The sequence below is a fragment of the Grimontia kaedaensis genome, from assembly GCF_023746615.1.
Taxonomy (GTDB): Bacteria; Pseudomonadota; Gammaproteobacteria; order Enterobacterales; family Vibrionaceae; genus Enterovibrio; species Enterovibrio kaedaensis.
In genome coordinates, this window is the sequence record NZ_CP082275.1 from 943030 (window position 1) to 956898 (window position 13869).

Annotated in this window: 6 protein-coding genes and 2 pseudogenes; 4 read left to right on the top strand and 4 right to left on the bottom strand. The window is 47.9% G+C overall.

What is annotated here, in order from left to right:
- Positions 1-29: 29 nt before the first annotated feature.
- From K6Q96_RS04575 to K6Q96_RS04590, 4 genes and pseudogenes are all read left to right on the top strand, one after another.
- Positions 30-434, top strand: a pseudogene (locus K6Q96_RS04575) (sugar phosphate nucleotidyltransferase); the annotation flags it as partial.
- Positions 435-812: 378 nt separating this feature from the next.
- Positions 813-1892, top strand: a complete 1080-nt coding sequence (wecA, locus tag K6Q96_RS04580) for a UDP-N-acetylglucosamine--undecaprenyl-phosphate N-acetylglucosaminephosphotransferase (RefSeq protein WP_251878159.1) — start codon at positions 813-815, stop codon at positions 1890-1892.
- Positions 1893-2059: 167 nt separating this feature from the next.
- Entirely contained in the window at positions 2060-2452 is a 393-nt protein-coding gene (locus tag K6Q96_RS04585) for a hypothetical protein (RefSeq protein ID WP_251878161.1), read from the top strand.
- 84 nt (positions 2453-2536) lie between these two features.
- Entirely contained in the window at positions 2537-3703 is a 1167-nt protein-coding gene (locus K6Q96_RS04590; RefSeq protein ID WP_251878163.1) for a nucleotide sugar dehydrogenase, read from the top strand.
- Between the two features lie 2 nt (positions 3704-3705).
- On the opposite strand, the pseudogene wecA (K6Q96_RS04595) reads toward K6Q96_RS04590, so the two are convergent.
- From wecA (K6Q96_RS04595) to K6Q96_RS04610, 4 genes and pseudogenes are all read right to left on the bottom strand, one after another.
- A pseudogene (wecA, locus tag K6Q96_RS04595) lies at positions 3706-4783 on the bottom strand (UDP-N-acetylglucosamine--undecaprenyl-phosphate N-acetylglucosaminephosphotransferase).
- Positions 4784-5013: 230 nt separating this feature from the next.
- Positions 5014-7512 (bottom strand): S8 family serine peptidase, encoded by a 2499-nt coding sequence (locus tag K6Q96_RS04600; protein ID WP_251878165.1) that lies wholly within the window; start codon positions 7510-7512, stop codon positions 5014-5016.
- A gap of 121 nt (positions 7513-7633) precedes the next feature.
- Complete coding sequence (locus tag K6Q96_RS04605; RefSeq protein ID WP_251878167.1) at positions 7634-9697, bottom strand: hypothetical protein; 2064 nt, start codon at positions 9695-9697, stop codon at positions 7634-7636.
- A 21-nt stretch (positions 9698-9718) separates the two neighbouring features.
- A complete protein-coding gene (locus tag K6Q96_RS04610) occupies positions 9719-13846 on the bottom strand; it encodes a carboxypeptidase-like regulatory domain-containing protein (RefSeq protein WP_251878169.1) in 4128 nt (1375 codons plus the stop codon).
- Positions 13847-13869 lie beyond the last annotated feature (23 nt).

Here is a 13869-nt window from a genome sequence, read left to right on the forward strand (position 1 = left end):
TTAAATTTATTTAGACCACAATTAAAAATATAATGCAAATGGCAGCACTGTATAAGAAATTCCGTTGTTCGATTGTCGCGGTGGAATAAGTGCCAGCAGAAGATACGCATAAATACGGTGTGATTGCGGGTGAAGTAGTGACCGATAACCTGCTTCGCGTAACAGACATGGTTGAAAAGCCAGCGCTAGGCACCGAGCCTAGTAACCTTGCGATTATCGGTCGTTACATCCTGACCCCTGATATCTTCGACATCATTGAAAAAACGAAACCCGGCAAAGGTGGCGAAATTCAAATCACGGATGCCTTGCTGGAACAAGCCAAAACTGGTTGCGTGCTGGCCTACAAATTCAAAGGTAAACGTTTCGACTGCGGTAGTGTTGAAGGCTTTATAGAAGCGACGAACTACTGCTTTGAGAATGTTTATAAAAAATAGGGACTAGGGAAAAGAGGTCCTAGGGGAAAAAAGGTCCTAGGATCCTAGGGGAAGAGCAAGGGCCTAGGGGAAGCAGATCCTAGGATCCTAGGTAAGAGCAAGAGCCTGGGGGAAGAGCAAGGTTCTATAAAGAGCTGGCGCTAGGACGAGGTTATGAACGAATCTCTCTAGGACCTAGGACCTAGGACCTAGGACCTAGGACCTAGGACCTAGATCCTAAAACCCTTATTCCCAGTAGTTTCCACGCAATACCTAAGCTTTGTTTATAACTCCCTAGGACCGTAGGACCCTAGGACCTAAAACCCTTTAAATACCAAAACACTAAATCCAATCATGTAGGCATCCGCCTTTGATTTACCTGAAATAGTGAGCTCTACAATGTCTTTGCCAATTCTTTCTACATTTATGTTTTCGTTTGTGCTGCTTTTCATTTTCCGAAAAGTGGCCAAACGAGTTAACTTAGTTGATAAACCGAATGCGCGTAAGTTGCACACGGGCGCTATCCCATTAGTGGGTGGCGTGTCTATCTATGCCGCCGTTTTTCTAACGAGTGTTTTGTACCTTAATAAGGATTTTTCCGATTGGCTGTTTCTGGCCTGCGGTGCAGTACTGATTGTTATCGGCGTGCTGGATGATAAGTTCGATATCAGCTTTAAAGTGCGTTTGTTTGTGCAGGCGGGTATCTCGTTGGCGATGATTTTCATCGCCAACGTGAGCTTAGAAAGCTTGGGTAGCATTGCGGGTAATGTGCCGGTGGCATTGCCTGCTTGGGTAAGCTATGCGGTGACGGTAATAGCGGTGATTGGTGCCATTAACGCCTTTAATATGGTGGACGGGATTGATGGCCTGCTCGGTGGCTTGGCGTCTGTGACCTTTGCTGCGTTGGCGTTTATGTTTTATCTGGGTGGCAATACAGAACTCGCTATGAACTGTTTGATGTTTATTGCCGCTTTAGTGCCTTATGTACTGCTTAACCTGGGTATTCCGTTAGGGCCACGCTTTAAGATCTTTATGGGTGATGCAGGCAGCATGCTGATTGGCTTTACCGTGGTGTGGTTCTTGATTCGTGGCTCTCAGCCTGATCATTCCACTTACATTAAGCCAGTGACAGCGCTGTGGTTTATCGCATTGCCGCTCATGGATATGGCGACCATTATGGTGCGCCGTATGCGTAAAGGGCAGTCGCCGTTTAAACCTGACCGTGAGCATCTGCATCATATCTGTCAGCGTATCGGTTTATCGCCACGCATGACGTTGGTGTTTATTTGTGGCTTGGCTTCGCTGTTTGCGCTTGTTGGTGTGCTGGGCGAGCTATATATGGTGAGCGAAACCAAAATGTTTGTCGGTTTCCTTGTCCTGTTCAGCGTGTACTTTGGTGTGATTAGCCATATCTTCCGCATTACTGCAAAGGTGCGGAGTTGGTTGGGTAAATCACCGTTAGTGGAAGAGGTCGCTTAGTTCCTTCTTCGCGAACACATACGGCAAATTGCAAAGACATAGCAAAGGGCGATGGGAAACCATCGCCCTTTGTTTTTTATATGGAAAAAATGATAAGTTGCCTTCTATAACCCACAACCCATAACCCGTAATTCGTGCGCTAGTTAGTTAGGAGTCAGCCTAAACCCATGTCATTTTTATCGCTCAGGTTTGGTATGTATTTTCTTGTTGTAGGGTTAGTCGCCTTGGCGATGTTGTCACTCTTTACAGGCTTCGGTCTCAAGCAGCTTTCTATTGAAGGTAAAACTTTCCTTTGGGGATATGGTGATTTGCTGATCCACTTTGGGGTGTTTTACCTCGGTGGTGTGCTGCTCTTTCCGCTACCACTTCATGTGAAAGTGCTCTCGTTTACTTTTCTGTTATTGGTTGCTGTGGCGTCAGAATATATACAGGCAAACTTGTTGCCCGGCAGAACAGGGAGCCTGACTGATGCGTTAGTGAATGTTTTTGCGTTATTTTCAGCCATGTTGACGCTCGGCGTTGCGCACCTACGTGTTAAACGTTCATCTCCTATACTCTGAATAATAAGAAAAGTGTCATCTTTGATACTTAACCTGAAGTGAAATACGCATTTTGCTTCAGGGATAAAGAGGGATGGGCGGTAGATGAAAGTAGCGGTCGTGGGTACGGGTTACGTTGGTCTTTCAAATGCAATGCTGCTGGCGCAACACAACGAGGTCGTTGCGGTTGATATTCTTCAAGAAAAGGTCGATTTACTCAATCAAGGCCAGTCTCCCATTTCTGATCGCGAGATAGAACAGTTTCTCCAAAATTCTGAACTTAGCTTCTATGCCACTACCGAAGCAGAAACGGCCTATAACTGGGCGGAGCTTGTTTTGGTGGCTACCCCCACAGATTACGACCCCGAAACCAATTTCTTTGATACCAGCTCTGTGGAGTCTGTCGTTGCTGATATTCTGTCAGTGAACCCTTCTATCACTATTGTCATTAAATCAACAGTGCCTGTTGGCTTTACTGACTCTTTACGAAAAAAGCACCAGGCTGACAATATTTTGTTCTCGCCCGAGTTTCTGAGAGAAGGGCGGGCACTTTATGACAATCTCTATCCTTCCCGAATCATTGTGGGTGATTTTTCTGATCAGGCTAAAGCGTATGCAGCGTTAATGAACCAAGGCGCACTGGCTGATAATGTCCAAACCCTCTTTGTGCATTCCACGGAAGCGGAAGCGGTCAAGCTTTTCTCCAACACGTATCTTGCTATGCGCGTGGCATATTTTAATGAGCTGGACTCTTACGCGGAATCGCTGGGGCTGGATTCGAAAGAGATCATAGAGGGGGTCTGCTTGGACCCACGAATTGGCAATCACTACAACAACCCCTCTTTTGGCTACGGTGGCTACTGCTTACCGAAAGATACCAAGCAGCTGCTTGCCAATTATCAATCTGTGCCGAACAATATTATTGGCGCTATCGTTGATGCTAACCGTACTCGAAAAGACTATATCGCCACGTCCATCTTAAAGAGAAAACCCAAGGTGGTGGGGATCTACCGACTGATCATGAAATCAGGCTCTGATAACTTTCGTGCATCTTCGATTCTGGGGGTAATGAAAAGAATCAAGGCCAAGGGAATTGAAGTGATTGTTTACGAGCCAGTGCTAAATGAGGGTACTTTATTCAACTCTCAGGTCGTCAAAGACCTTTCTGAGTTTAAAGCCCGCGCGGACATCATCGTCTCTAACCGATTGGATGATGCCCTGCAAGACGTTGAGAACAAAGTATATACACGGGATCTTTTTGGTTCTGACTAAGCCTAACTCTCTTCTTGATAGCTTAAAATGTCTTTCTTCAACAGACGACGGGAAAAGGTTAACAACCGCCATACATAAGCTAACGCCAAATAGTCGACCCCAAATAATACGAGAAACAAACCGAACATGATGTATTCGGGTATCGCGAGGTTCTCTCCGATAATGCCAATGGCGGCAAAAGTCAGTGCAATTGTACAAATGGCGGTGAGTGTTTGACGGGAGTTCAAACCCGCTCGCTGGAAGATATGATGCAAGTGTTCTCTGTCTGGCTTAAACGGCGAATCGCCTCTTTTCACTCTTCTTACCATAATGGCAGCCATGCCCATCAGTGACAGAGCGATAAGCCAGAGAGCTTTGACGGGTCGCATGACGGCTTGCTCTTTCACCTGTGTCGCTTCAAGTAGCAGCCAAATCGCCGTAAAGCCAATCACCATGGAGCAAGAATCGCCCATGAAGACTTTACGTTTTTTGCCGAACAACCCAAGGTTCATCATCACGTAAGGAATTAGCGTACTAACGAGGGCAATACATATTCCCGCAAGCGCCGTTTGGCCACTGGAAGAGAAAAGATAACCAAGTGCACCAAAGGTCATGACAGAAAGCCCACCGAATAAACCATCAATGCCATCCACCATATTGAACGCATTGATTGCGCCCAATACCGCCAGCACAGTAATGATATAGCCCAGGAACCCAAAGGTAATACTTCCGACGCCAATAAGATCGCCGAGATAGGTTATCTTGAGGCCAACAATCGTCATCATAATGATGGAAAGGCATATTTGGACGAAGAAGCGGATCTTGTAGCTGATATCAAATTTATCATCAAGCACGCCGACAACGGTGAGGATGCTAAGGCAGGCGAGGATTTGAAGCCAAGAAGTGTTAGGGTCAGTAAAGAAAACCAAATAGACGCACAGGCTGCTGAATACGGGCAAGGCCGCCAACTAAAGGAATCGCCCCTATGTGCCGTTTTCTCTCACTTGGCTTATCCACTAAACCAATAGGGTGGGCGATCTTCCTGAATAGGTAGAGTGTTATAAAGGAAAGGACAGATATTCCTACGGATGGAGTTAACATCCTTATCACCAACATTTGCTTGCCGATTGACGTTTAAGCGACACCATGTGGTTGTCTTAACCTGGGTCGCGATAAGCATTTGATTGCTTGGTAAAAGCGAGGAAATTCTGAGCGATATTGAGTGAGGTAGGTATTAGCCTGTCTTTCTTTTAAGACGGGGTTTCAAAAAATGGCAGCGTTGGGTGAAAACCCGACGCTGCCATGCGGAGATTGGTCAAATAAGAGGATTGTTAAATCGTGCGCTTGATAAACCGCACAACAAAGAAGCCGGGTAACAGATACAGCGAGAGCAAAATGCTGACTTGTATCGCTAAAATCGCCCAAGAGTTGCCTTGAAGTTCCACCACCCAGAATGGTGAGTATTGGTAGTAGGCGTCGACTATAGCATCTCCATATGGCAAGGGCTTGATGACGTAGTCCCGGACAAATCGCAGATGATCAAGTATCAGGGGGCTTTGGCTGAATGCCATTGTGGCCAGAAAACAGCGACTGTCACTGGATGCTGGGGTAGCCTGAGAGTCGGATGGCGCTCCAACGGCGAACGCTAGTGATACCGTTTCGTTTTCTGAGTCGTTGGAAATCAGAAGTGATGTTGTCTTTCCATTCACTGTGATGTTTGATTGGTCGAGTGACTTTCCATCGAACGTCACGCTCCTTATTTCCAAAGGCGTTTGCGCCGATTGTGTCAGTGATAAAATGACACTCTCCTTGGGTTTGGCAGACAGAACAAGTCGGTAGTTTCCTTCTTGTTTATAGGCGACATTGAGCGCCGCGCCCGTCGTGTCTATGCTGACATAGTCACCGGTATCTAGGCCTAACTGCCAGTGTTGTGAAGCTTCTACCTGTCCGCGTAATTGCCAAATCGCTACGCCGTGTTCATCAGCTATTTCAAGGATACTCGACAGCGGTCCAACGGTTTCGGTGTTCAGTAGCATTGTCCCATTTTCAATAGCACTGACGATTTGCGAGCTATTTGATGGGGTCAGATAGGGGACGGCACCTTGCGGGAACCCTAAGAGGGTGTGCGCGATTTCAATATGAATACCTTGAGGAACGATACCGAAATCGATCAGGTTATCTTCCTGCGCTTGAGCGAGCATGATTTCGGTGAACGTTGAGGCTTGTTGACCGTCTATGACGGAGAGGTGTTCTCTATCTGTCGAATAAGTGTATAGCGCCCGAATTCTTATCGCTGCCGGTGATGATTCAACAGGTAACAGAAACTGATTGGCAGGCGCTTTGACGATACCTTTCTCGGCATAGGGCTTACCCGGCATACGCCACTCAACTTCATAGGTCTCGGCAAGCTGGGCACCACGCCAGGTGACGATATAATCTTGATTATTATCTAATAATTCGAGTTCTTCGGGGGCTGACAACTCAGGTTTAACCAGTAAACTAAGCCTGTCTCCAGTCGCTGTTGTCGCTTCTATCCAGCCCACAGGCTGAGAAAAATCACTGAAAGTCACGCTTTCCTTACTGACTGATTCAGGGAGGATTGGGGTAATGATTGAAGGGGAAGTTGCAGTGACATATTGCCAGTCATTGATTTGATGCAAGTTGACACCATAGACGGACAGTTGGTTTTCGCGGGTGTCACTGTGATGCAGGAAAGCCTCATTGGGTGCAGCGTTAACCGCGGCATGAGCCTGTAACCGACCGCCGGAAATAACGCGTTGTTGAAGCGTGGTTTCAAGGGCGACATTTTGAATAATCTGTGCTTTAACTTCTTCGGCCGATAGGGATGGATGATGTTGCAAAATCATGGCTGCAGTGGCTGAAACCAGTGGTGTGGCCATGGATGTGCCCGTTTTTGTCCCGGCATCATTGTTTGGCAGTGAACTCAGTAAGTCGGTACCGGACGCGGCGAGATCGACGCTGCTCGCTCCATAATTACTTAGCGTGTAGAGGTTGCCCGTTTGATTGTCCCAATTCGCCACACTGATAAGGCCTCCCAGGCGTTGAGAGTACGCGGCGGGATAGTAGGGTGAGTTGGCAAGGTCTCTGCCTGCGTTTGCTGCTGCAGCAACTTGCACAATGCCGCGTTCATTGGCGTCAGTCAGGACGTCCAACAGCGCTTGGTTTTCTGAGCTGATTGCCCAGGAATGGTTGATGATTTTGGCATCGTTATCAATGGCCCACTGAACGCCTTGTATGGCGTTTTTTAGTGTGCCGCCTCCAAAGCGGTCTAAAAAGCGGATCGGGTATACCGTGGCAGATGTGCATGCACCTTGGAGTTCAGGAAGTGTTTGGCTGGGCTGCGCTGCTATGAGCCCTGCGACATGAGTGCCATGTCCATAGGGATCGTCGCTGGTGTGACTGTCGGTAATCGTATCGAACGCATCCGGAAAGTTAATCTGGTTGAATGCGGGATGCGCGATGTCAATGCCAGAGTCAAGAATAGCGATGGTTGCCAGATCGCATTGTCTCTGGCTATGCGTTAACTCATTGAATCCATCGTTTTTGAGAAAGTTTTGCTGTTGAGATTCAACAAATGCACGTGCGACGGGCTTTTTGCGACTGATAATGTCTGGCGCTTTTTCAAAGTAAATAACCGCATCGTCGCTAAAAAGTTGTTTGGCTGCTTTTTCAAAAGAGGCTTCATCCAAGCCAAGTAACTGATCGCCATTTAAAAAAGAGTAGACAGTAACGGCGTTGAGATGGGGCTGGGTATTAAAGCTGGAAGACACTCTAACCAGCCAGTCACTGGAAGAAGCCGCACCTGACATAAGCATCAAGACGACAAAAAATAAGGCCCGGGTAATTTTCGAGAATATTGAAGGCATACGAAGATTCTACTGTGTGATGATGACAAAAAGGCGGCCTAAGGCCGCCTTTTATTTCGGAACATTATTCGATGACGATGTCACCGTCAGTTTCGTATTCCACGTTCAACTGAGAGGCGCGAAGCGTAAATGGTTGGATACACATCTTGCCTGTTGCTTCCCAACTATTGCCGGTTGCAGTTGGCTTTGTCTCTAAGCCAGAACAAGTGAGACTGAAGGTAGTATTGTAGTCACCAGCCACCTCATCCCAATTCGCTTCTTCATTTAGATGACAGTATCTAGATGCCCATGGTTCAACCGGAAAAACACCATCCTCAAATAGGGTAGCGATGCCGTCTTTGTTTAAATCAATTTGGGCATAGTAATCGGCTTCAACAACAATGAGGGCTTCGATTTCGCTTCTGGCTTTATCAGCCTGTGCCAAGTAGTCGTCGGCTGAGTTTGGGTACTCTACAGCGAGGCTTTCCATATCAACGATATTTTGTTCGCGCATTTTGATCGCATGCTCGATACTGTTTTGTGCTTGGTATTGGCGTTCGAGATACGCTTGGTTAACCATACCCGCCACCCAGCGCTGGTTTTCCTCATCCCAACGGTATTGGGTAGAGTCCTGATTGACGCCTCCAAATTCCAACTCAGTACAATTTGCCTCTGCAGCGGATGCTTTGAGTCCCTCTGCTACGGCAATTTTTTCGAGTGTCGCGCTCAGATACATCGCAGGCTCTATGTTAACGCCCCACTCACTCACTTCACTGGATACGGACTCGATGAGATACCCCTGAACAGTATTGCCATCCACAAAGGTATTTTTGACACCATTGAGTTCCACAAAAGCTTGTTGCCAGAAACTATCGCCACCTTTATAACTGCCAATATTGGCAACTTGTACCGTTTCAATTGGCACACCTTGAGTATTGTCCCAGTCTGTTACATCTTCTAAGTAGCGGATGGTATATACGGGTCCAGTCTCTTCTCCATCATCGGTTTTGTCGTTGAATACTCCCATTTCCAGATTTGCATAGCGGGCACTCCATGTGCTCGCGTTCCAATCATCGTCAGACAGACCAATAAAGCGGTCACCCAGGAGTAAGCCTGTATATGCACCGTCTGGTGTATATTCCTGGAAAAGGAAAGCTAAAGAACTATTTCTCCAAAAGTTTGTGCCTCCGTTTGGATCTCCAGACTCATCATATTTTGGTGTGTACTCAGAGAAATAAGTCGGATAGAGATTGGTTTCCTGTCCATCCTTCATCACGCGCAGGATTGGCTGAAAGGCCGTGGCATAGTCCGTTGGACGCAGGTTGTTTTCATTAAGGACACCGGCGTTCACCAACAGGTCTTGGAAGTAACTTTGATTTGAATCGGTGCTACCCGGGTAGGTCAGCGCCGATGGCAAGTGTAAACCGACAATGTTGCCAGTAATGCCCAACGCTTCAGCCGCGGTTTGCGTGCCTTCTACTGTAGGATCCCAATCTTCCGTTGTGTTGTTTAGCAGACTAAGCGCCAGCGGCTTGTCTGCGGTCCAGGTCGCTTCAATACCACGCAGTTTTAGGGAGTGGGCACCTTCGTTCAATGTCACGTAACTGACGCTGGTTTCCTGCAATTGGCTCTGACTGTTGTAGAACTTAGCTTCAATTCTGTACTTACCTGGCAGCAGGTTAATCGTTGCGTTGGAAGCCTCTGGAGTCAGCGAAACAGAGGTGGCGAAATTACCTTTTAGCGCATCTTCATGCGCATTTCCGCAGTTGATCTCGCCATCAGGGATAGGGGCCGGGTTGTCACCGTCAGTGTCTGGATTACAGGCCTCATAGACTTCTTTGACCTTCCATGCATCGCCTTGACTGCCAACAATACCGGTTTCATAAAATTCAACATCGACTGTCGTTGAATCGCCAATCCAAGCTGGAGAAGCCTCCGGTTTTGGAAATTTAACGCCGACGGAGAGAGAGGCCGCACCAGTTACACCTTCCGTTACACTGCCATTTTCTGAGCCACTCTTTTCAGTTTGCTCAGAGCTATTGTTAACGGTGGTGTCGTTCACTGATGCCATTTCTTCAGAGTTACAGCCAGCCAATGCAAGCGATGCCATAATGACAGCCGCAAGCGGGTTCAGTCTAAGTTTCTTCATAATATTCAAGTCCTTTGAGAATTATTCGATTTCAATGTCGATGTTTCCGTCTTGTTCGGTGATGCTGAAGTTCACTGTTTGGCTAACTTCCTGACCTAGCTCATCCGCAATATATGCAGTGACGCTGTAGGTGCCTGCGCCCAATGAACCCGCCGGGAACACCACGGTGTTATCCATGTCTGTGATGGTGATACCGGTGTTGGATGCCCAACCGAACGAGAGGACGTCTGTTTTGTCGTCAGACGCTGCAACGGTGATAGTGATTGGCTGACCGTTTTTCTCTCCCGCGACGACTTTTTGCTGCGATGGAGAGGCGGACATTGCGGTGATAACAGGTCGATTGTCCATATCAACGGTCAGTGACTGACTGTCGGTAGAAGACTGGCTCATCTCGTCGCTGACTGTCGCAGTGACAATAATGGTGCCTTCGGTCAGGCTGGTACCCAGTAAGGTCGCCGTTAATCCGTCGTCACTGACGCGCAGGGCCGCGCCGTTAGAAGCTGTCCAATTGATAGACAGTTCAGATGTCTGGGTGTAGTCATCTGATACGCTAGCCGTAAACACGACATCTGTTGAACCTGCACCTTCTTCACTCACTGAAACATGGGTGTGCGAAGCTGACACAGAGATGGTTGGGTTTTCATCGTCAGAGACAGAGACGACAAGCAACTGAGAAGCGCTGGTTGATTGACCATACTCATCCGCAACAGTCACTCTTACCGTGGTATTGCCTGCAGTGAGGTCGCCAGCTTTCAGGGTTGCGGTTTGTTTATCTGACGAGACTACCAGCACAGCGCCATTACTTGCTGTCCAAGTCACAACCAGATCTGCTGTTGGGGTGAAGTCATCAGAGTAGGTTGCTGTGAAGACAACATCATGGGCACCCTGACCGTTTTCAACCATTTCCACCGTGTTATGGCTGGAAGAAACAGTCACTTCTGGCGCTGCATCGTCTGCGACATTCACCGTCAGAGATTGCTGCTTCACGGTGGATTGGTCGTAGCCATCTGTGACAGTGATGATGACGTTTGTCTCTCCGGCGACCAGAGAGCCTTCAAGTATTGTGGCTTGGGTTTTGTCTGCTGAGATAACAAGTGGTACACCGTTATCTGTCGTCCAACTGACGGCCAGATCTGCTGTCGGTGTTATGTCATCACTGAACTGTGCTGTAAACACAACGTCATGTGCGCCTTGGCCAAATTCAGCAATGTCTACCACATTGTGGCTGGCAGAAAGAGACACCTCCGGTGCGACGTCTTCTGTCACAATGACATCAATAGTGACCGTTTTGGAGGTGGTTTGCCCATATGCATCTGTGACACTAATTGTCACTTCAGTCATGCCAGCAATCAGGTTCTCTTTACGTAGTATGGCTTTTTTACCATCTTCGGAGATTTCCAGTGGCAGGCTGTTAGTGGCTGACCAACTCACTTCCAGCGAGTCTTCGCTGGTACGATCGTCACTGAAGGTTGCGTCAAAGGTAATATCCTTTGCGCCTTCGCCTTTGTCAGTCATCTCAACAACTAAATCTGAAGCCAGCAGATCGACAACAGGTGGATTATCTTCTGTTACGACAAGTCGTGTTTGAACTTGCGTTGTTTCACCGAGGTTATCGGTTGCCGTGACGGTGACCGTGTATTCACCAGCCTCAATCGTCATCCCTTCCACAAGGGCTGCATGATGACTGTCAATGATGGTGAATGCGGCACTTTCGGTCCCAGAGCTATCGACAAATGCCCAGGTAAGACTTGGTGAAGGATCTTGGTCATCACGCACTATGGCTCGAATACGCCATTCATCTTGTGCGAATCCGTTGACCGTCAATACCTCATTGGAGCTTGGTGAAATGAAGACTTCCGGTGCCTGATTAGGAATAACCGCAATACTCAGGTTTGCTTCCGATGACTTAGGTGTTGTGTTGTCATCCGTTGCTGTGACGGAGAGTTCGATGTTGCCTGCCGTGACGGAAGGGTATTCGCAACGAGCCTCTGCACAGCTACCTTGTGGCAAGTTGTCCCATGCATAGCTGATGGCGTCGCCTTGTTTATCAATCGCGATAACATCAATGGCGAGGTCTAGTCCTTCAACGACGCTGACTTCATTGCCTAGCGCATGACGCTGGCCATTGACATCAAAACCTACGATTTCAGGTGCAACATTGCCGTTTGGTTTGACGTTAAAAATCAGTTCGTTAGATGCTGCTTTGCCGTATTCATCTTCAGCTGTGATGGTCACAATATGCTTGCCTTCAGCAGTAAATCTGACGGTGCTGTATTGGCGGCCATTGTCTGTGACTGAGCAGGCGTCGGTGCAGGTGATTTGATGGGTGAAATCATTACCATCGCGATCAAAAATGCGGTATGAAAACTTGCCTTCATCAGAAACGCGCAAATTGCTTGCGTTAGACTTCCACGCTGAGATTCTCGGCGCGCTGTTTTCTCTCTCAATAGTAATGCCGCTGTATACATCACCCGGCTGCATACCGTCAGGTAAAGTGATGGTTTCGACTTGATCTAACAATCTCAGCCTCACGTCCCCTTCACAATTTGAAGAGAGTGAAAACTCACCGTTTTCATCGGATATGGTGGAGAATCGGGTACCGGTTAATCTTGCCTGAATCCATGTGTTTGCGATTGGTGTCGTGCCATCCGGTTCTACAATCGTTCCGGAGATAGAGCACTGGTAGGGATTCATTAGTTCGTGAGAAACATCAATGTTGACGTCACATTCGCCAACGGTAGAGACGTTTGGCTGGTAGTTTTCATCTTCCTGAGTGAAATAGTTGTAGGCGTAGACGTTGTAGTTTCCTGAGTCGCCTTGAATTGCTTGGAAGCTTGCTGAAACATTACCGTTGTTATCTGCATAGAGCCACTGGGTGCCGCCGTCTGGCAGTGTTAACGCTACACCACGTGTATAAGCTTCGCCGCGTTCGTAGGAGAGTTTACCGGTTACACAGGTTTGAGTTGGCTCGGCAAAAACGGGCCAGTCAAGGTTTATCCACTGAACCCACTCGTTTGCGCTGGTCACTGGGATGCTGACGTAAACCGAACCCGGTAGGCTCGCCAGGTAGTCAGGTAAGGTGCCAGTAAATTGTCCGTCAAGGGGATCGCCTAGGTTATCGGTCAATGTGCCGTTACCAACAAATTCCCATTTGCTGTATCGATAGACGTAGATAGGGACTTGAATACCAGCAATATCCAGCGCAACGTCTTCAGTAATGGTGCGATAGGCTTCAGGAGAAACATATGCCTGAACCGTTGGGGTATCCCCCGAGGCGGCTAGCCTTTCAGAGATTGGTAATAAGTCACCATTTTGGTCTGTAATAGAGATTTGCGCAAAGGTGGTGGAAATGAGGCGATAAGGGTCTTCCTGTGAATTATCGACAGCAAAGTTGGTGCCGACACCTTGGTTTTCCGTTTCACCATATCCGACAAAATCACCCGGAAAGGATTGAATGTCTGTTATATCGGCTGAATCGAAGTGCGCCATTTCAACTGTTAGCGCTTCGACATCATCTCCGATTGCTTCAATCGGAAGGTCGATCTTTAAATTTGACGCTGTTTCAGACATCGCCAGCGGCGTGCCGGCACGAATTGCTTTGCGACCGTCACTGTCTTTGACCAACGAGAAGGTGACACTTTGTTTGTCGCTGCTGCTTGCAACAATCTGTAGATCTTGTTTTTTGAAAGATTGAACAACAACAGGGGAGATGATGGCGTCTGCTGCAATGGCAACGGAATTTTCATCAATGGCGAATAATCGCTCACCGCTTGTGAAGCCAGCTTTGTTGTAGCTTACGATAACTGATGTGGCGCTGCTGGCATTCTCAAATGTTGGCAACTGTGCTTCAAAAACACCGTCTGAATCCGTTGTTGACGATTGTAGAAACAGGGATGCTCCCGTTTTGTCGACGATGCTAATGCTAACGTCAGCGTTAGGGATAGCTTGATAATCTGGAGTAGTCAGGGTGCCAGATACTGCTTGGAGTAAAGTAGCCTGAGGTGAGGGGTTACCGGTATCTGGGGTGCCCGTTTCCGGGGTTTCAACATTTGGTGTGGAAGTGTTGGGCGAGTCGTCGCCTGAGCCGCCACAACCGACGAGTATCGAAGCCAATGCAATGGCTAAGATCGAGGGTTTAGTTTTGAGCATATGTCCGATTCCTTGGATAAAAT

What these genes read in the sequence shown, in the direction of transcription:
- wecA (WP_251878159.1), top strand. Translation starts at nt 813, where the DNA reads ATGTCTTTGCCAATTCTTTCTACATTTATGTTTTCGTTTGTGCTGCTT.
- K6Q96_RS04585 (WP_251878161.1), top strand. Translation starts at nt 2,060, where the DNA reads ATGTCATTTTTATCGCTCAGGTTTGGTATGTATTTTCTTGTTGTAGGG.
- K6Q96_RS04590 (WP_251878163.1), top strand. Translation starts at nt 2,537, where the DNA reads ATGAAAGTAGCGGTCGTGGGTACGGGTTACGTTGGTCTTTCAAATGCA.
- K6Q96_RS04600 (WP_251878165.1), bottom strand. Translation starts at nt 7,512, where the DNA reads ATGTCAGGTGCGGCTTCTTCCAGTGACTGGCTGGTTAGAGTGTCTTCC.
- K6Q96_RS04605 (WP_251878167.1), bottom strand. Translation starts at nt 9,697, where the DNA reads ATGAAGAAACTTAGACTGAACCCGCTTGCGGCTGTCATTATGGCATCG.
- K6Q96_RS04610 (WP_251878169.1), bottom strand. Translation starts at nt 13,846, where the DNA reads ATGCTCAAAACTAAACCCTCGATCTTAGCCATTGCATTGGCTTCGATA.